The organism is Kitasatospora sp. NPDC058406 (genome assembly GCF_042722765.1).
Taxonomy (GTDB): Bacteria; Actinomycetota; Actinomycetes; order Streptomycetales; family Streptomycetaceae; genus Kitasatospora.
Window position 1 is genome coordinate 1 of sequence record NZ_JBHXKE010000089.1, and the last position, 18,509, is coordinate 18,509.

The window sequence follows — 18,509 nt, forward strand, 5'->3', positions numbered from 1 at the left end:
GCCCGGCCGGCCCCGGCCTGCGCGACCGCGCGGAGGCCCACGCCGGCTGGGCGGCCCGGGCGCTGCTCGCACGGCTGACGGCCGCACCCCGGCCGCCGGCCGGCGCCGGGTCCGTGCCGAGGGCCGAGGCCGGACTGCTGGCGGAGATCGCCCGCAGCGCCGCCCAGTCGTCACACCTCCTGGCCACCGGCGAGGAGCCGGCCCCACGGCGCCTGGAACGGTCGCTGCGCGCGTTCCGGAGCACACCGCCCGACGCGACGGACGCGGGGGGAGCCCCGGACGGGGCGGGCGGCCCGCGCGGCCGGGACGGCGCGGACACGGCCGCGGCGCCCCGTCGCCGCGCCGCGCTCGCGGAGACCGCCGAGGCCGCGGTGGCCCTGTCCACGGCGGCCCGCCTGGCCGTGTGCGGCCGGAGCGCGGTGACCGCCGGGTGGGTGGGGGGACCGGCGTTCGCGTACGCCGGTCAGAGCACCGGGAGGCTGTACTGGCGGCGGATCGCCGGTCACGCCGGCCCCCGGTCGGTGTACTTCCAGAACGCGCTGCGGATCAGCCTCGCCCTGGCGGTGGCGCGCGCGGTCGCCGGCGCGGTCTCCCTCCCGCACGGCTTCTGGGCGATGCTCGCCGCGCTCAGCCTGACCCGGACGACCTTCGTCCAGACCGGACGGACCATCCGGCTGGCCCTCACCGGCACGGTGGTCGGGGCGGCCGCCGCCGGGGCGCTGCTGGCCGTCGTCGGCCACCACGGCGTCGTGTACGCGGTGCTCCTGCCACCGCTGATGGCCGTCACGTTCTTCCTCGGACCGCTGCTCGGGGTCGGCTGGGCCCAGGCGCTGTTCACGGTCGTCGTCGCCGCGATCTTCGGCCAGCTCGCCCCGGCCTCCTGGCAGCTCGCCGAGGTCCGCCTGCTCGACGTCCTCACCGGCAGCCTGATCGGTCTGCTGTGCGGCCTGCTCGCCTGGCCGCACGGGGCGCGCACGGTCCTGCCACGGGACACCGCGATGCTGCTCGACGCGGTCGCGGCGGCGGTGACGGCCACCACCGCGGCCCTCGCGGGGGCTCCGGCGACGGGCCCGCTCCCGGCACCCGGGGCGACCCCGGGGACGGCGCGGGACCCGACCGCGGCGGTGACGCACGCCCTGCCGGTCGTGGAGTCGGCGTACGCGCAGTTCCAGGACGAGCCCCGGCCCGTGGCCGACCTGCCCGGACCGGACTGGCAGGCCGCGCTGATCGCCGGCCACCACGCCCGTCGCGGCAGCTCCCGGCTCCTGGAGCGTCCGGTCCGGCCCGGGCCGGACGCGGCCGAGCGGGCCTGGCTGCTGCGGTCCGGTGACCACGTGGCGGGCGCGTACGCGGCCGCGGCGGCACGGCTCGCGGACCGGCGCCGCCGGAGCACACCCGCACCGGGCCCGGCCACCCCTCCCCCGCCACCGCCGCCGCCACCGCCCGGTGGCGCGCCCTTCCTGTACGAGGTGGCCGCCTGGCTCGAAGGCCTGACCCACGACCTCGCACGCCTGGACCCGCACCCGCTCCCCGCCACCGCTCCCGCCCCGGACCCGAACCGCGACGGGGACCGGGGTGCGGGGCCGACCGCGTGACCGTACGGCCGATCCGCCGCACGGATGACATCCCCGCCACCGGAACGCGGCGCAGCCCCCCACCGGAACGCCGCCCGGGCATGGTCGGTGTTCGGCCCGGACGGCAGCCCGGGCCCGACCGGTGACGGCCGGAGCGACAAGGATCCTCCCCCGCCCCGCCACCACGCCCGGTCCCGCGCACCACCAGGCCCGAGCGCCGGAAGGCCCGTAGGGCGGAAGGACGGAACGGATGGGAAGCCAGCGGCCCGACCCCACCCCGGCGGATCCCGCGCCCGCCGCATCGGCCGTGCCCGCCGAGACGAGCCGGCGGCTCGCGCTGGCGGCCATGCTGTTCGCGGTCTCGATGACCTTCATCGACCAGACGATCGTCTCGATCGCCGCACCCGACATCATCCGCGAGCTGGGCCTGTCGGCCGTCGGCATGCAGTGGGTGGTCAACGCCTACCTGCTCTCCCTGGCGGCGTTCTTCGCCCTCGGCGGCCGGCTCGCCGACGTCCTCGGCCACAAGCGGATGATGCTGATCGGCACCCTCACCTTCGTGATCGCCTCCGCACTGTGCGGCGCGGTGCCGTCCGGCGGCGCCGCGGAGTCCTGGTTGATCTGCTTCCGCGCGGTCCAGGGACTCGGCGCGGCGCTGATGTTCCCGGCGGCGCTCGCGGTGGTGGTCGAGGTGTTCCCCCTGGAGCGGCGCGGCCGGGCGCTGGCGCTGTTCTTCGGGGTCGCGGGCGGCCTCACGGCGATCGGCCCGGTGCTCGGCGGCTGGCTGACCTCCTGGACCTGGCGGGCGATCTTCTGGGTGAACGTGCCGGTGGCCGTGATCGCGATCGTGCTCACCGTGCTGGCCCGGATCCGCAACACCCCGCGCCGCGAGCCCGTCGACTGGACCGGCGCGCTCCTGGTGGCCGCCGGGATGGGGCTGAGCGTGCTCGGGCTCCAGCAGGCGGCGACCTGGGGGTGGGGCAGCTGGGCGACCTGGCTCTGCATCGTCGGCGGGCTGGCGGTGCTGGTGGTGTTCTGCGTGCTGGAGCTGCGCACCGAACACCCGCTGATCAAGCTTCGGGTCTTCGCCGACCGCGCCTTCGCGGCCGACAACGCCGTGTTGTTCTTCGCCATGATCGCGTTCGTCCCGGTGTTCTTCTTCGCCTCGGTCTACGCCCAGGTGGCGCTGGACCAGTCCCCCAACGAGGCCGGCCTCTACCTGCTGGTGTTCTTCGCCGGCTTCGCCCCCGGCTCGCAGATCGGCGGACGGATGCTGGACCGGCGTGGCGCGCGCCCGCCGATGCTGCTGGGCACGGCGGTGTCCGCGGTCGGGTTCGCCCTGTGGGCCTCGAAGATCACCGACCTCTCGCTCGGCGCGCAGTGGCCGTACATCGTGCTGGCGGGCGCGGGCATCGGGCTGCTGCTGACGCCCGCGTCGACGGACGCCGTCAACCGCTCGATCGACGCGTCCTACGGCGAGGTCACCGGGATCACCCAGACCGTGCGCAACTACTCCGCGAGCCTGGGGCTGGCCGTGCTGGGCACCGTGCTGCTCCACACCACCACCAGGAACGTGCGGGAGACCCTCGTCGCCGACGGTGTCCCGGCCGACACCGCGCACCAGGTCGCCGACACGGTGACCGCGGGCATCACCGGCCACGGCTCCGGCGGCCAGTCCCCCGCCGGTGTCGGGGCCGCGACGACGGACGCGATCCGGGCGGACTTCGCGGAGGCGAACGGGCCCGTGCTGTACGGCATGGCGGCGGCGCTCGCCGTCGCGTTCCTGTGCGCGCTGCTGCACCCCGGTACCCGGGTCACCGAGGAGACCGGCCCGCAGCGGGGCCGGTGACCGCTCCGGCCGGCGGACCCGGCGGCTCACCGGCTCCCCTGCGCGGGCGGCGCCGGGCCCCTCCGAGGGGAGCGCCCCTCCGGCGGGGTCGTCGGCTGACCGTCCGGCACCCTCCCACCGGCCGGCCGGTGGGAGGGTGCCGTCGTTCCGGTGCCGTCGTGCGGTGCGGAGCCCGACGGACGGAGGTGACTCCGCGGAGGCAACTCCAATGGGCCAGCAGCGTTCGTCGCCCGGCCGCCCGGAGCCGAGCATGGGAACGGCCCCCACCGGCGGCCGAACGGACGGCTGAAAGGTTGCACGGGATGCGAACGCTCTACCCCTGCCGCACCAGAGGAAGCAGGCCGGCGCGAACTGCGGCGGCCCTCGCGGCCGTCGCGGGAGCGGTCGTCCTCACCGTGGCGTCGTGCAGCAGCTCGTCGGCGCCCGCGACGCCGACCGACACCGCCCGCCCCACCCTGACGGAAGCACCGAACCCGTCGACGTTCTCCGGCGAGCCGCCCTCCGCACTCGCCTCGAAGGCGGAGTCCGCCCTGGCCGAGGCCTCCTCCCGCTCGGCCTCGGCCCAGGCCGCCGCGTCGTCCTTCCAGGCGTCGGCGGACGCCCAGGCCGCGCAGAGCCGCCAGAAGGCCACCGAAGTCCTCCAGGGCGTGGCGGGCAGCGGCAACGCGCTCTCCGACGTCACCCTCACCGGTGTACCGCGGAGCACCACCGGCGGCCTCCACGCGGCCGTGGTGACGATCGTCAACAGCACGCGCGAGACCGCCTCCTACGCGGTCCGGGTGGACTTCACCGACGCGTCCGGCAACACCGTCGACACCGCGGTGGTCGGCGCCGAGAACATCCCGGCCGGCGGCAAGGCCGACCCGATCGCGTTCAGCCGCCAACCGGGCGACCTGCCGCTGACCCCGGTCGTGGTCAAGGCCCAGAGGTACTGAGTCCGCGGCGGACCGCGGACCGCGGACCGCCGCGCGCGTACGCCCGCCGGACGGGTTCTGACGAAAGGTACTCCCCCATGCGTTCCGATCTCACCACCGCGACGCTCGCCGAGCTTCGCCGTCCCCGCCCGTACCCGGCGGTCTCGATCCTGATGCCGACCCACCGCCGGGAGCCCGACAACGCCCAGGACCCGGTTCTCCTGCGGAACCTCGTCGCCGAGGCGAGGGCCAGGATCGACGAGGACCAGGCGATCTCCCGGGCCGACCGGCTCGACGTGACCGGCCAGCTCGACCAGGCGCTGAAGGAGGTCGACCTCGTGCACGCGGAGGACGGCCTCGCCCTGTTCGTCTCGCCCGGCGAGCACCAGGTGTGGTCGCTGACCCGGGCCGTGCCGGCCCGCACGGTCGTGTCGGACTCCTATCTCACCCGCAACCTGGTCGCCGCCCGTGCGGCCGACCGCCCCTACTGGGTCCTGGCGCTCGCCGCCGACCGCATCAGCCTGTGGGCGGGCACGGGCGACCGCCTGGAGGCGCAGTCCGGCAGCTTCCCCTTCACCCGGAGCCTGGAGGACCCGGACGCCGAGCGCAAGGAGCGGATCGGCGACCTGCCGAGCACCTTCAGCGACGAGGCCACCCGCCAGTTCTTCCGTGAGGCGGAGGCGGGCCTGCGGGACGTGCTCGCCGAGGACCCCCGCCCGTTCCACCTGGTGGGCGAGGCCCACGCGCTGTCCCTCTTCCAGGACCTCTGGACCGCCACCCCCGGCCCCGTGGCGACGGTCGCGGTGGGCGGCCTCGCCGAAGGGCCCGCCCAGGCGCTCCGGGAGGCGGTGCGGCCCGCCCTCGCCCAGCAGGCCGACCGGGCCGCCGCGAACGCGGAGGCCGAGCTGGACCAGGCCCGCGGCCGCCAGCTGCTGGCCGCCGGGCTCGACGAGGTATGGCAGACCACGGGCGACGGGCGGATCGGTCGGCTGGTCGTCGAGGACGACTACCGCGCCACCGTCCGCGACGACGGCGAACACCTCGTGCCGGCCACCGACGGAGAGGCCGGTGCCCGTGAGGACATCGTCGACGAGATCATCGAGAAGGCGCTGGACGGCGGGGCCCAGGTCGACTTCGTCCCGGACGGGAAGCTGAGCGGCATGGGGCACATCGCCGCGGTCCTGCGGTACTGAGCTCCTGAGGTTCTGAGGTTCGTGCCGCTCCCGGCCCCGTCCTGCCCACCCGCAGGGCGGGGCCCGCGCCGTGGTGCCCGTGCACGGCCTCCGCCCTCCCGTCCGCCGGCGTCACCGGCCGGACGTGACCGCCCTACGGCGTCGGCCGCGGCGGGAACGGACCCGCCGCCGGAGCACCCGCCTGCACGGAGGTCCGGGCTGCCGCGAGGGCGGCGCCCGCGGTGCGCAGGTGGTGGGCGATCAGGGGCAGCAACGCCGGAGAGAGCGTGCGGGCCGTGAACTGCCGCGCCGCCTCCAACGGACCGGCGGCCCGCTCCAGGAGATCCGCGACGCGGAAGCGGTCCGCACCGAGGGCCTCCGCCCGGAGACCGTCCGCATGGAGGGCGTCCGCCCCGGCGTCCGACCGCAGCTCCCCCACGGTACGGCGCAGCAGGATCAGCGAGTCCTCCGCGTCGGGTGGTCCGTCGGGGAACTCATGCCCCCACCGGGCGAGTTCGAGCTCGACGGTCCGGGCGTGGTGGTCGCACCGCCCGGCCCAGAAGACCAGGGAGGCGGTCGGGGGCGGCGGGGACTGGCTCTGGGTCGACACCCTCCGATCATGTCCCAAGACCGGGCCGCCCGTGTCCCGTTCCCGCAGCTTCACCATCCGGAGCGCAGGCCCGGTGGACCGGCCGGTGGACCGACCGGCCGGGGCGTCGATCGCACGTTCGACAGTCGGGGCGGCGTGCGGGCGCCACGGGGCAGGCCGACCGGGGCCCGCTCGGCGCGCCGCGGACGCGGTCGCACCGGCACGCCCGCGCGACATCGTCCGTAGACGCACCCCCCGTACAGCCCTTGACCGGTGGGTCGATAGTATGTACCCGCACGTGAGGCCCGGCAGACGGCTTCCCGTCACGGCGCCCGTCCGACGACGAACGTCGCACCGTGTCCGCTCCGTACGTTCCGGAGCCCGCTCCCGCCTGCCGACACTCCGCGGCGCTCGTGACCCTCGACGCCTGACGGGCCGCCGGGGTCATCAGCGTCGTCGAGGAGAACCGTGCCCGGATCGCAGCCTGCCGGACGCCTGCGCGCGTCCGGCCCCGCTCCACCGGCTGCCGGTGGACCGCCCCGGCCCGGACCGGATACCGGCGCCGGTACCGGTGCCGGTGCCGACTCCGGTTCCCTTCGGGATTCCCGCCCTTCCCGTACGCCTCCCTCGCCTCCCGCGCCTCTCCGGTCCCCCGGAACCGCCGGGTCGCGCGCCGCGCGTGCCCTCCCACCATCCATCAGCGACACGTCAGTTCAGGTACCGCATGCACCTCCACACCGCCCCCATCGACGGTTTCCATTACGGCTGGATCAACCCGGTCCTCTCCTACCTGGTCGCCTGCACCGGAGCCGCTCTCGGCCTTCGGTGCACCGTCCGCGCCCTCGACCTGCCGCCGCGCCGGCGCCTCGGCTGGCTGCTGCTCGGCGCCACCGAGATCGGCTGCGGCATCTGGACGATGCACTTCCTGGCGATGCTCGGATTCAACGTCACCGGATCGACGATCCTCTACAACGTGCCCCTGACGCTGTGCAGCCTGCTGCTGGCGATCGGCGTGGTCGGCCTCGGCATCCTCTACGTCGGCTACCGACCGCGTAGTGCCGGGACCCTGCTGATCGGCGGGACGGTCACCGGTCTCGGCGTCGCGGCGATGCACTACCTCGGCATGGCCGCCATGCACGTGCAGGGGCAGGTCTCGTACCAGCCGCTCGTCGTCGCCGCCTCGATCGCGATCGCGGTGTTCGCGGCCACCGCCGCGCTGTGGATGACGCTCAACATCACCGGCCTGCTGGCCTCGCTGGCCTCCGCGCTCATCGCGGGCGTCGCGGTGGTCGCCATGCACTACACCGGGATGGCCGCCGTCTCGGTCGTGCTGGACGGCCGCACGCCGACCGCCGGCCTGCCCGCCTCGCAGTTCATCACCCCGCTCGCGGTGGCGGTGCTCGTCCTCCTCGCGCTCGGCGGGATCGCCCTCATGCTCTCCCCGCAGGAGTCCTCCCTCTCGGGTCGCCCGGCCCCTCGGCCGGAACCCATCCCGGTCCGGCTGTTCGACCGGCGCGACTGACCCGGAACCGGGCGCACGGCGGTTCGACCCGTCGTGCGCCCGGACGCCGGTCCCCCGCCGGCACCGGTCGATGCGCCGCACCGGACTGAAGTCCGTACCGAGCAGAGTCCGTGCCGGGCGAGGTCCCTGCCGGCGGAGGAGGTGCCGGGCCGTCGTACCCGACGGTGCCGTCCTTCCGGCCGCAGAGCCGGACGGCCTCGGCTCGGGGCGTCAGGACGTCCGGGGCACGGCGCCGGACGCGGCCGGGGCCGGGGGGTCCTCGCCCGGGGAGGCCGGGGCGGCGTGTTCGCGGAGGAGGGCGGCCAGGGCCTCGGCGTACGGGTGGGGGCGGCTGCGCCGGGCCCGGGCGATCCCGAAGTGGCGGGCGGGACGCGGCGGTCTCACCGGAACCACCCGGGTGCCGGGGAGTGCCGGATCGAGCGCGACGTACGGCACCAGGGACACGCCCACGCCCGCCGCCACCAGGGACCGGGCGAAGAAGTAGTCGGTGGTGGAGCCCGCGACCCGGAGTTCGAATCCGGCGAGCGCGGCGTGGCCGCGGTGAACGCCTGCTCGGACGGGCCGGTCGACGCGGTCGCGCTCTGCGAGCTGATCGCGGAACGGCTCGGCACCACCCCGCGCTACCGCCGGGCCGGGGAGACGGACCGCTCGCCGTTCTCCTTCGACCGCTGGTACCCGATGGACAACCGGCGCGCCGCCGGCCTCGGGCTGCGGTTCTCCCCCACGGCGCAGTGGCCGGACGGCGCCGTGGGCGAGGTCCTCGGGGCCCTCGGAGGGCTCGGGGACCGCGGGGATTCCTACGCTCCCGAGGAGCGCCACGGCCGCGACGGCCACGGCGCCGGGGTGTCCGGCGGAAGGGCGGCGTGACCGTGCGACAGCGCTCCCTCGGCGACCGGACGGTCGGCGCGATCGGGCTCGGCGCGATGCCGCTCTCGGTCGAGGGCCGGCCCGACACGGACGCCGCCCTCACCACCCTGCACGCCGCGCTGGACGCCGGCGTCACCCTGCTCGACACCGCCGACTCCTACCACTGGCACGCCGACGAGGTCGGCCACAACGAGCGGCTGGTCGCCCGGGCCCTGGCCGCCCGGCCGGCCGCCGACCGGGCGGCGGTGCTGGTCGCCACCAAGGGCGGACGCGGCCGGCCCGGGGACGGCTCGTGGAGCGTCGACGGCCGGCCCGAACACCTCCGGCGGGCCTGCGAGGACTCGCTGCGCCGCCTCGGTGTCGAGGCGCTCGGCCTCTACCAGCTGCACAAGCCGGACCCCCGGGTCCCGTGGGCCGAGTCGGTGGGTGCCGTACGTGAACTGCTGGACGCCGGGAAGATCAGGGCCGCGGGGATCTCCAACGTCGACGAGCGGCAGATCCTGACGGCCCGGGACGTCCTCGGCCCGGACCTGGTCTCGGTGCAGAACCGGTTCTCGCCCGCCGTACGCGGCGGCGAGCCCGAACTGCGGCTCTGTGAACGGCTGGGCCTCGCGTTCCTCCCCTGGAGCCCGCTCGGCGGTCTCGCCCGCAGCGTCCTGGACGACCCCTCGGAGGACACCGCCGCCCGCACCGCCTTCCACCGGATCGCCGCCGCACGGCGGGTCTCCCCGCAACAGGTCGGCCTCGCCTGGCTCCTCGCGCTCTCCCCCGTCGTCGTCCCGATCCCCGGTGCCCGCCGCCCGGCCAGCATCCGCGATTCCGCGGCGGCGGCCGACCTCGTCCTCCACCCGGACGAACTCGAAGCCCTCGCCGGACCGTTCACGGGCCCGGAGCAGCCGCCCGCAGCGACGGCGGGAGCGGGGTGAGACCGCGTTCGGAGCGCCGCCGCGCCCCGGACGGGCTCGTCCGACCGCCGGTCCGTGGCGTCCGAGAAGTCGTGCGGGAACTCGGTGCGGGCGGCCGACGGGTGAGGTTCCGGCGGAGTCGGGCGGCGGACGGAGGCGTCGGGGCGCGCCGTGGAAGACTTTCGGACCATGGACGAGGGCGACACGGACGAGGGCAGCGGGCAGGTGCCCCTGCTGGTGGTGGACGCCGCCAACGTCGTCGGGTCGGTGCCCGACGGCTGGTGGCGCGACCGGCGGGGCGCCGCGGAGCGGTTGCGCGACTCCCTGACCGGCATCGCGGACGGCGGGCTGGTGTCACCTGCCGGCGGCCCGGCGTGGGCGCACTCCGGGCCGCTGGAGGTGGTCCTCGTCGTGGAGGGCGCCGCGCGCGGCGTCGCCCCGGTCCCCGGAGTCCGGGTCGAGGCCGCGTCCGGCAGCGGCGACGACCTGATCGTCGACCTCGTCGAGAACGCCCTGACCGACCGGACCCGGCGGAGGTGCCTGGTCGTCACCGCGGACCGCGGACTGCGAGCCAGGGTCACCGCGCTCGGCGCCGACGTCGTCGGCCCCCGGGCGGTCCGCCCGGCGTGAGCCCCGTGCGGCCGACGCCACCGGCCCGACGCGCGACCGCCGCCTGTCGGCAGCGGGGACGCAGGGCGGCACGGCGGCACGGCGGGGAATACGAGGTCACCGCCACCGGGGTCGGCCCGGCGCCGGTCGGCGGCGACGTCGTCGCCCTCGGCACCGCCGACAGCCGCGTCCTGACCGTCGACCGCCGTGCGGACGCCACCTGGACGGCGCCGCAGGGGCGCCGGTCCCCTGGCTGCGACGTGGACGGGCACACCCGTGCGCCGGCGGTCGCACCGTCGGCGCACGCGCCGTCCCCAGTGCGCGCCGTCCCCGGTGCGGGCCGTCCCCCGCGCGGGCCTCCGGATCAGAACACCGACCAGCCGGTCGCGGTCGTCAGCGCGTCGAGGGCCGCGACGCCGAGCACCGAGTTCCCGGCGGCGTCCAGGCCCGGGCTCCAGACGCAGACCGTGCCCCGGCCCGGCAGCACCGCCAGCACCCCGCCGCCGACCCCGCTCTTGCCCGGCAGGCCGACCCGGTAGGCGAACTCGCCCGCCGCGTCGTAGGTACCGCAGGTGAGCAGCACCGCGTTGATCCGCTTGGCCTCGCTGCGCGACAGCAGCCGCGAACCGTCGGCCCGCACCCCGTGGCGGGCGAGGAAGAGTCCGGCCAGCGCGAGGTCGTGGCAGCTGGCCTCGATCGCGCAGTGCGCGTAGTAGTGCGCGAGAACGCTGTCGACCGGGTTGCGCAGGTTCCCGTAGCTCGCCATGAAGTGTGCCATCGCGGCGTTGCGGTGACCGTGCTGCGCCTCCGAGGAGGCCACCGAGTCGTCCACCGCGACGGCCGGGTTCCCGGACTCGGTGCGCAGGAAGTCCCGGACGGCCCCGACCGCGTCCCCGGTCAGCTTCAGCAGCCGGTCCGTCACGACCAGGGCGCCGGCGTTGATGAACGGGTTGCGCGGGATGCCCTGCTCGGACTCCAGCTGCACCAGCGAGTTGAACGGGTTGCCGGACGGCTCGCGGCCCACGCCGGTCCAGAGTCCGTCGTCGCCCTCGGCCAGTGCCAGCGCCAGGGTGAAGAGCTTCGACACCGACTGGATCGAGAACGGGTGCCGCCAGTCCCCCGCCCCGAACACCTCCCCGTCGACGGTGGCGATCGCCATCCCGAATGCCGCCGGGTCGGCCTTCGCGAGGGCCGGAATGTAGTCGGCGACCCGCCCTCGCAGGGGCGACCGCCGGGCCGCCTCCATCGCCTCGTGCAACAGCACCTGGTAGTCCACTTCGTCCACACCGCCATTCTGGTCGACCTCGTCGACCTGCGGGAACCCGGGTCCACCCGGTCCGGGGCCGACCGCCGGAGAAAGGGGTGTGGCAGGCTGTGCGTCACCGACGGAGGGGACGTACCACCATGCACAGGCCGAGCCGGCCCGAGGACCTGCACCACGCGGACGCCGTGTGGGCGCGGGCCGTCGCCCTCGCCCTGCTGGAGGCCGCCCAGGGCGACCCCGAGGGCTACTGGCTGGACGAGCACGGCGTGTGGTGCGACGCCACCGGCGGGTCCTACTGGTGGCGTGTCACCGTGCTCGACGACGGCCACGCGGTCTTCTGCGGCCAGGACTCCGACGGGAGCGTGACCCACGTCGACGGCCGGCAGATCGACTTCCTCGCCGGAGGCCCGGACTGGCTGCCCTCGGAGCAGCTGCGCGAGGACGCCCGGGGCAACCTCTTCGGGTTCCTCTACTGGTGGGAGGACGGTGCCTGGCACCGGATCCCCTACCCGGCCGCCATCCACGACGACGGGCTGTCCGGGGCGGCCGAATGGCTGGGCTCGGAGGAGGCGTTCGTCGACGAGGCGACCGGCCTGGCCGGCGTGCAGCGCGCGGACGAGCCGGTGTTCACCGCCGCCCTCGTCCGGTACCTGCGGCGCGCCGAGGTCCGTACCGTCGACACCTCCGTGGTGGCGGAGTTGCTGGCCGCGGCGGGCACCGGGGACGACGGGCGCCCGCCCCTGTTGCTGGAGCCGGCCGTGGACGTCGCCGTCCGCGCCGGGCTGACCCGGTACGCGGCGCAGGTCTGACCGCCGCGGCACCGACCCGAGGGGCGGCGCGGTGTTCACCGGCTCGTGCCGGTGCCGGGCGCAGAATCGTCCGGGACAGCGCGTCCGTCACCGGCACGAGGAGCAGCGCCATGGCCCGCTACGAGACCGATCCCCGCGTCGATGCCTACATCGACGCCCTGCCCGGCTGGCAGCAGGAGATCTGCCGGCGGGTCAGGGACCTCGTCCACGAGGCCGATCCGGAGGTCGCGGAGACCGTCAAGCGGACCGTCGTCCCGTACTTCGTGCTCCAGGGCAACATCTGCGCGCTGCTCGCGGCCAAGGACCACGTCAACGTGTTCCTCTACGACGGCGGCATCGTGCCCGACCCGGAGGGCATCGTTACCGGCGGCCACGACAACAAGACCGCCCGCACGGTGGCCGTCCGGGAGGGCGGGGCGGTCAACGAGGCGGCGCTGCTGGCGATGTTCCGGCAGATCGTCGCCGACAACCGGGCCGGTGGCTGGCGGGTGCTGAAGCGCGACCGGTAGGAGCCGGCGTGGCGGGGTGGCGGGGTGCCGGCGTGGACTCAGTAGCCGCCGAAGCCCCCGAACCCGCTGAGGCCGTGGCCTCCGGAGTAGCCGCCGGATCCGGACACACCGGTGCCTCCGATGCCGTGGCTGCGGCTCGACCCCCTCGTGCCGGGACTCGCGACCACCGGTTGCGGGCCCTCCGGACCCGTGCGCCAGTGGTTCCCGGTGACCTCGCGCCACCAGTCGTGGAAGGTGACGGCGACGTCCTGGGCACGGCACTCCTCCTCGGTCGCGGCGCGGGCCCGTTCGTCCCAGCGGAAGTCACCGCTGCCGTCGGGGGCGCGCACCAGCTCCCGCAGAGCCGTCGCCAGTTCCCTTGCGGTCAGAGGGCCCCGGGAGGGGCTCGCGGAGCCCTCCGGGCCCTCGGGTGCCGCAGGTGACTCCGCCGCCGGCAGGTCGGAGCGGTGGATGTCGGAGCGGTGGATGCGGACGGGCTCGCCCCGGCCCGCCGGCCGGTAGAGCCACACCTCGCGGGCGGCGACCCCGTCGAGCACCGCCCGTCTCCGCCGCTCCTCCCGCCGGCGGGCCTCCTCGGCCGCCTTCCGCGCCACCAGCGCCTCCGCCACCCGCTGTTCGAGCTCCGCCCGCACCGGCCGGTACAGCTCGGTGACCCGGTGCAGCTCCAGCGCGAAGACCTGTTGCGCGTGCACCGACCGCTCGGTGGCCCGCCGCTGCCGGCCCGGCCACCGGCGCGGGCGGCCGATGCCGTGCCAGGCGCGTGAGCCCTCGGCCAGGTCGATGACGGCGCTGCGGCCACCGTGCGCCCGGTACACCTCCTCCAGGGCCCGCGACAGGCGGTCGAGGAAGGTGCGCAGGGCACCCTCCCAGCGCGCGCGGTCGGCCTCCGAGCAGGGAACCGGCTCGCCCCAGCCGACCCCGATCCGGTAGACCTCGACGTGCTCCGGCAGCACCACCGAGCCGGTCGGCGCCAGGCGGGCACCGCAGAGCCCCTCCACGTCCAGCCTGACCCTGTCCCGACCGACCCTGACCTCCGTGACCGCCACTGCCGCACCCTCCCGCCCTCTTGGTCCTCCCACCGGCACACGACCCGAATGTCACTCACCATAACCGTGCGACCACGTTCGGCGACAGGGTTTTTCCGCCGGTCCGCCGCGCCGGGTGCCCCCGAACGTCGGCCGGGAACGGGAGGCGGGCAGTGGAGGCCGGAGAGGGAGCGGGGGGAACGTTTCCGCAGCGCAGGGGGGCGGCTGCCGTTGTCAGTGGCCCCCGATAGGTTCCTCCGTACAGCGCCGCTCCGGCGCGAAAACCCTCTCAGTGCAAGGAGTTGGTGTGTCGTTTTCCCGGGAGGAGTCGAGCACGGCCCAGGTGGTCGCGCCCGCCCGGCCGCGCAAGCTCGCCAAGGTCCCGTTCGTGGAACTGACGGACGGTCGACTGCAAGGCGTGGTGTCCAGCGGCTCGGACATCGGGCGGGTCTACGTCTCGTCGGTCGCGGCCGGCGACTTCGCGTTCACCTGCAGCACCAACAACAACCGGCCCTGCGGCGGCGCGTACGGCAGTTTCTGCAAGCACCTGGCGGCTTTGGTCGACGAGGCGGTGCTGCAGTACGGCGGCGAGCGCGTCGCCCGCTACCTGCGGGTCGACGCGGGCACCCCGGAACCGGGCGGCCCGGAGATCACCCGCACCATGACCGGCACCCGCCCGCCGAAGGCCGACGGATCGGCCGCCGCGAGCGTGTTCAGCCGCTTCCTGCGCCAACTGGCCTACCTCGAACTCGCGCCGACCACCGCGCCGCTGCCGGAGCTGCACTGGTTCCCGTCGAGCCGGGCGGTGGCCTGATGCGCATCGACCTGCTCACCGAACCGGTCGCCGGGCTCCAGGAGGCCCTGGCGGCGGTCGACGCCTTCGACCGGGCCCTGGTCGGCGGCCTGCGCCGGCCCGGCCCCGCCCAGGCCGCCGGCCTGGCCGCACTCGCCGACGCGGTCACCGGATCGCCGCTGGCCGACCGGGTCGCCGAAGCGGCCGGGGAGGCCGCCGCCGGTGCGGCGGGCGAGGAGCACCTCACCGTCCTCGCCGCGGCCCGCACCGCACTGCTGGGCGCCGTCCACGACGCCCTGACGGACCGGATCGGCGAGGCGACCGGCCGGCCTCCCGCCGGCGATCCGGCCGCGGGCCCGGCGGCGGTGTCCCCGGCGGGCTCGGGCCCGGCCGCCAACCTGCTCGCCGCCGCCCGCTCCTGGCTGGCCGACCTGGTCCGCGCCGGGTGGCAGGGCATCGACCACGAGTCGGTCGCCGGCGCCGCACCGGTGGTCTCCGCGCTGCTGCCCGACCCTGGGCTGCGCCGCCTCGCCGCACTGCTGGACGGCTTCGCCGCCGAACTCGCCGCGTCCTGCCCCGGCGCCGCCCTGGACCAGGTGCCGTTGCGCCGCTGGGCCGACCTGTGGTCCCGGGCGGTGCTGCTCACGCAGCCGGGCGCCGTCGGCGCCCCGTCGGCCGCCGCACCGCCGGCGGTCGTGACGGGCCGGCTGCTGCCGCTGGGCGTCGACCTGCACGCCCACGCGACCGCCGCACAGGTCCAGGTCCACGCGGTGTTCGAACCCGCCGACGGAGGCGCGCCCCGCCTGGTCCGCGCCGGGGTGTCGGTCCCCAAGCCGGACACGGTCGTCGGTGCCGGTGTGTGGCAGCTCCTTCGCCCCCACCTGTCCCTGCTGGCCGCCGCGGGCGAAGGGCTCTCGATGGACCTGACCGCCATGCCGGTCACCGCCGAGGGGGACCTGCTCTGGGACGACGCGGCGGCCCGGCCGGGTACGGGCGCCGACCCGTTCGCCACCGCCCGCGTCGTCCTCGCCACGGCGCTCGTCGCGCCCACCGCGCCGCTGGACCGGCACCCCGCACGGATCGCGGCGCCCGTCCTCCTGGAGGGCTACGCCGTCGAGCAGGACGGCGAGACGCTGACCCTCGCCCTCGCCGGGCACCGGATCACCGTCGACACCGACCGCATACCGACCGCGGGGCCGCTCACCCCGCAGGCCGTCGCGGCGTCGAGCGCGTGCATCGGGCTGCTGCGCTGGGACGCCGGAGAGTTCAGCGTCCAGCCCCTCGCCGTCGAGACCACCGTGAAGCGGAAGACCGTCGCGCTGCACGCCGGGGCGTGGGCGGGCGGAACGGCCGACAAGACCGGCCTCAAGGGGGAGAAGGCCGCCCTCGACGCCGTCCAGGCCCTGCGCGAGCGGGCCGGAAAGCTGCTGCGGAAATGACCCGACCCACGACCGAACCCGCCCTCGGCCCGGACCGTACGCCGGACTCCGGGGCGGACGGTGACGCCAACCGCCGGCAGGTCCTGTACTGGCGCCTGCTCGCCCGGCTCTTCGACCCCGAGGAGCAGGCCGCGCTGGAGTCGGCGAGCCTGGCCGTCGTCGAGGAGTCCGGCCTGCCGGCCGCCCTGCTGGACCCGGCCGCCTCGGTCGACTCGATCGTGCAGCGCCATCCGGAGCTGGCCGGCGAGTTCGACGGCCTGATGACGCCCGAGACCGCGTCCGAACCCGACGGGCGGGACCGTGCCGCCGAGGTCCGCCGCGCGGCCCTGGTGTCGAAGGTGCTGCTGAACGTCTTCGCCACCGGTTCCGGTACCGTCACCGCCGGACAGCTGGCCGGCTGGCAGGCCGACGCGGGCTGGCTGGAGCGCGCGCTGGGCTGCCGGCCCGGCGAACTGCGCGGCACCCGCCCCGGCGGGACGGCGGCGGGCACCAACCCCGGCGGGCACGGTGGCACCCCCGACCTGTCCACGCTCATCCCGTGGATCGGCCCCGAACTCGCGGACATCGAGGCGGGTCTGGTCAAGCGCATGCGCCTGCGCGAGGTCCTGGCGGACCCGGGGCTCGCCGCACGGCTGACGCCGAGCATGTCGCTGATCGAACAGCTGCTGCGCGACAAGGACAACCTGTCCGGCGTCGCCCTCGCCAACGCCAAGGCGCTCATCCGCAGGTTCGTCGACGAGGTCGCCGAAGTGCTGCGCACCCAGGTCGAGAAGGCCTCGGTCGGCGCGCTGGACCGGTCCGTCCCTCCGAAGCGGGTCTTCCGCAACCTCGACCTCGACCGGACGATCTGGAAGAACCTCACCAACTGGGACCCGGAGCAGGAACGGCTCTACGTCGACCGCCTGTACTACCGTCACACCGCCCGCAAGACCACGCCCCAGCGCCTCGTCGTGGTCGTGGACCAGTCCGGATCGATGGTCGACTCCATGGTGAACTGCACCATCCTGGCCTCCATCTTCGCCGGGCTGCCGAGGGTGGACGTCCACCTCGTCGCGTACGACACCCGCGCGGTCGACCTCACGCCGTGGGTGCACGACCCCTTCGAGACGCTGCTGCGCACCAACCTCGGCGGCGGCACCGACGGCACCGTCGCCATGGCGCTCGCCCAGCCGAAGATCGCCGAGCCCCGCAACACCGTGGTGGTGTGGATCTCCGACTTCTACGAGTGGAACGGCGAGCAGCTCTTCGAGCAGATGGCCGCCGTGCACCGCTCCGGAGCGAAGTTCATCCCGGTCGGCTCGGTGACCAGCGCCGGCCGGGCCAGCGTCAACCCGTGGTTCCGGGAGCGCTTCAAGGACCAGGGCACGCCGGTGATCTCGGGTCACATCCGCAAGCTCGTCCACGAGCTCAAGAACTTCCTCGGGTAGCGCCGAGCGCCTCCCCGCTCCACCGGCACCACCCCCGCACGACCCCGTACCGACACCCCGGAAAGGCAGTCCGCTGATGTCCGACCTGCTCCGCGCCCCCGCCGAGATCAAGTACGCCGACGAGCTCGACTGGCTGGAGTCGATCGACGACGGCCCCAAGCCCTTCACCTGGCGCCTCTCCCCGAAGATGGTCCGGCTGTTCGTCCTCGGCTCCGAGCCCTCCGACGGCCTCGACCGGGAGGTCAGGCAGAAGTGGTTCGGCGAGCGCAGCATCGTCGAGCGCGCCGTCGTCACGCTCGCCTCCGACCGCGGACTGCTGCTGATCGGCGACCCCGGCACCGGCAAGAGCTGGCTGGCCGAGCTGCTGGCCGCCGCGATCTGCCGCAACTCCACGCTGGTGGTCCAGGGCACCGCCGGCACCACAGAGGACCACATCAAGTACTCGTGGAACGTGTCCATGGTGATCGCCAAGGGCCAGTCCCGGGAGTCGATGATCCCCTCGCCGATCATGAACGCGATGGAGACCGGCGCGATCGGCCGCTTCGAGGAACTGACCCGCTCCACGAGCGACGTCCAGGACGCGCTGATCTCCGTCCTGTCGGAGAAGTACGTCTCGGTGCCCGAGCTCACCGGCGACGCGGGCATCGTGTTCGCCAAGCCCGGCTTCTCGATCATCGCCACCGCCAACAGCCGCGACCGCGGCGTCAACGACCTGTCCTCGGCCCTCAAGCGGCGTTTCAACTTCGTCCGCATCCCGGTCGTCACCAACCGGAAGAGCGAGGCGGAGATCGTCCGCTTCCGCACCGAGGAGCTGCTGCGCCGGCACCAGATCGACCTGGACGTGCCGCCCACCCTGCTCGACGTCCTGCTGCAGTCCTTCGCGGACCTGCGCGCCTCCGCGGCTGCGGCCGGCAGTGACGACGAGAAGCTGGAGTCCGCGCTGTCCACCGCCGAGCAGATCGGTGTGCTGGAGGACGCCGTCCTGCACGGCACCTTCTTCGGCGAGCGCACCCTGACCGCCCGCACCCTCGCCTCCTCGCTCGTCGGGTCGCTCGCCCGGCGCGAGCCGGAGGACCTCGCCATCCTCAACAAGTACCTGCACGGTGTCGTCGAGCCGCGCAGCAAGGCGGAGGGCGGGGCCTGGCCCGAGTTCCTCGAAGGCGGCCGCGACACGATCGCCACGCTCGCGTGAGCGCCGCGAAGACCGCCGCGACGACCAGGGCCGGGGCGGGGGCCGGCACC

Annotated in this window: 17 protein-coding genes and 1 pseudogene; 14 read left to right on the forward strand and 4 right to left on the reverse strand. The window is 75.2% G+C overall.

Annotation, left to right across the window (positions count from 1 at the left end):
- The 4 genes from ACFWOG_RS19130 to ACFWOG_RS19145 form a co-directional block, all read left to right on the forward strand.
- Positions 1-1,595, forward strand: a 1,595-nt coding sequence (locus ACFWOG_RS19130) for an FUSC family protein (RefSeq protein ID WP_380359783.1), incomplete at its 5' end; no start/stop codon positions are given.
- Between the two features lie 229 nt (positions 1,596-1,824).
- Positions 1,825-3,423: an MFS transporter gene (locus tag ACFWOG_RS19135; protein WP_380359785.1), complete on the forward strand. Its 1,599-nt coding sequence runs from the start codon at positions 1,825-1,827 to the stop codon at positions 3,421-3,423.
- A gap of 302 nt (positions 3,424-3,725) precedes the next feature.
- A complete protein-coding gene (locus ACFWOG_RS19140; RefSeq protein ID WP_355405736.1) occupies positions 3,726-4,358 on the forward strand; it encodes a hypothetical protein in 633 nt (210 codons plus the stop codon).
- A 77-nt stretch (positions 4,359-4,435) separates the two neighbouring features.
- Positions 4,436-5,530: a chemotaxis protein gene (locus ACFWOG_RS19145; RefSeq protein ID WP_329876502.1), complete on the forward strand. Its 1,095-nt coding sequence runs from the start codon at positions 4,436-4,438 to the stop codon at positions 5,528-5,530.
- Positions 5,531-5,663: 133 nt separating this feature from the next.
- On the opposite strand, the gene ACFWOG_RS19150 is transcribed toward ACFWOG_RS19145, so the two are convergent.
- Entirely contained in the window at positions 5,664-6,119 is a 456-nt protein-coding gene (locus ACFWOG_RS19150; protein ID WP_380359787.1) for a hypothetical protein, read from the reverse strand.
- Between the two features lie 703 nt (positions 6,120-6,822).
- Here ACFWOG_RS19150 and ACFWOG_RS19155 point away from each other — a divergent pair.
- Positions 6,823-7,620 (forward strand): MHYT domain-containing protein, encoded by a 798-nt coding sequence (locus tag ACFWOG_RS19155; protein ID WP_329876493.1) that lies wholly within the window; start codon positions 6,823-6,825, stop codon positions 7,618-7,620.
- 210 nt (positions 7,621-7,830) lie between these two features.
- On the opposite strand, the pseudogene ACFWOG_RS19160 reads toward ACFWOG_RS19155, so the two are convergent.
- A pseudogene (locus ACFWOG_RS19160) lies at positions 7,831-8,154 on the reverse strand (LysR substrate-binding domain-containing protein); the annotation flags it as partial.
- Here ACFWOG_RS19160 and ACFWOG_RS19165 point away from each other — a divergent pair.
- From ACFWOG_RS19165 to ACFWOG_RS19175, 3 genes are all read left to right on the forward strand, one after another.
- Positions 8,152-8,487, forward strand: coding sequence for a hypothetical protein (locus ACFWOG_RS19165; protein ID WP_380359812.1), 336 nt, complete (start codon positions 8,152-8,154; stop codon positions 8,485-8,487). The pseudogene ACFWOG_RS19160 and the gene ACFWOG_RS19165 overlap by 3 nt on opposite strands.
- A 2-nt stretch (positions 8,488-8,489) precedes the next feature.
- On the forward strand, positions 8,490-9,413 hold the full coding sequence (locus ACFWOG_RS19170) for an aldo/keto reductase (protein ID WP_380359804.1): 924 nt from the start codon (positions 8,490-8,492) through the stop codon (positions 9,411-9,413).
- A 168-nt stretch (positions 9,414-9,581) separates the two neighbouring features.
- Complete coding sequence (locus tag ACFWOG_RS19175; RefSeq protein ID WP_380359789.1) at positions 9,582-10,022, forward strand: NTP pyrophosphohydrolase; 441 nt, start codon at positions 9,582-9,584, stop codon at positions 10,020-10,022.
- Between the two features lie 343 nt (positions 10,023-10,365).
- Here the strand turns inward: ACFWOG_RS19175 and ACFWOG_RS19180 are convergent, their stop codons facing one another.
- Entirely contained in the window at positions 10,366-11,277 is a 912-nt protein-coding gene (locus ACFWOG_RS19180) for a glutaminase (RefSeq protein ID WP_329876610.1), read from the reverse strand.
- 128 nt (positions 11,278-11,405) lie between these two features.
- Here ACFWOG_RS19180 and ACFWOG_RS19185 point away from each other — a divergent pair, with 128 nt between their 5' ends.
- Both ACFWOG_RS19185 and ACFWOG_RS19190 read left to right on the forward strand, forming a co-directional pair.
- Complete coding sequence (locus ACFWOG_RS19185) at positions 11,406-12,074, forward strand: hypothetical protein (protein WP_329876489.1); 669 nt, start codon at positions 11,406-11,408, stop codon at positions 12,072-12,074.
- A 110-nt stretch (positions 12,075-12,184) separates the two neighbouring features.
- Positions 12,185-12,583: a DUF1801 domain-containing protein gene (locus ACFWOG_RS19190; protein WP_329876487.1), complete on the forward strand. Its 399-nt coding sequence runs from the start codon at positions 12,185-12,187 to the stop codon at positions 12,581-12,583.
- Positions 12,584-12,621: 38 nt separating this feature from the next.
- On the opposite strand, the gene ACFWOG_RS19195 is transcribed toward ACFWOG_RS19190, so the two are convergent.
- On the reverse strand, positions 12,622-13,629 hold the full coding sequence (locus ACFWOG_RS19195) for a hypothetical protein (protein WP_329951224.1): 1,008 nt from the start codon (positions 13,627-13,629) through the stop codon (positions 12,622-12,624).
- Between the two features lie 286 nt (positions 13,630-13,915).
- Here ACFWOG_RS19195 and ACFWOG_RS19200 point away from each other — a divergent pair, with 286 nt between their 5' ends.
- From ACFWOG_RS19200 to ACFWOG_RS19215, 4 genes are all read left to right on the forward strand, one after another.
- A complete protein-coding gene (locus ACFWOG_RS19200) occupies positions 13,916-14,422 on the forward strand; it encodes a hypothetical protein (protein WP_329876608.1) in 507 nt (168 codons plus the stop codon).
- Complete coding sequence (locus ACFWOG_RS19205; RefSeq protein ID WP_380359806.1) at positions 14,392-15,840, forward strand: hypothetical protein; 1,449 nt, start codon at positions 14,392-14,394, stop codon at positions 15,838-15,840. Before ACFWOG_RS19200 ends, ACFWOG_RS19205 begins: the two co-directional genes overlap by 31 nt.
- On the forward strand, positions 15,837-17,267 hold the full coding sequence (locus tag ACFWOG_RS19210) for a VWA domain-containing protein (protein WP_380359792.1): 1,431 nt from the start codon (positions 15,837-15,839) through the stop codon (positions 17,265-17,267). Before ACFWOG_RS19205 ends, ACFWOG_RS19210 begins: the two co-directional genes overlap by 4 nt.
- Before the next feature lie 76 nt (positions 17,268-17,343).
- Positions 17,344-18,459: an AAA family ATPase gene (locus ACFWOG_RS19215; protein ID WP_329876481.1), complete on the forward strand. Its 1,116-nt coding sequence runs from the start codon at positions 17,344-17,346 to the stop codon at positions 18,457-18,459.
- The last annotated feature ends 50 nt before the right edge of the window (positions 18,460-18,509 follow it).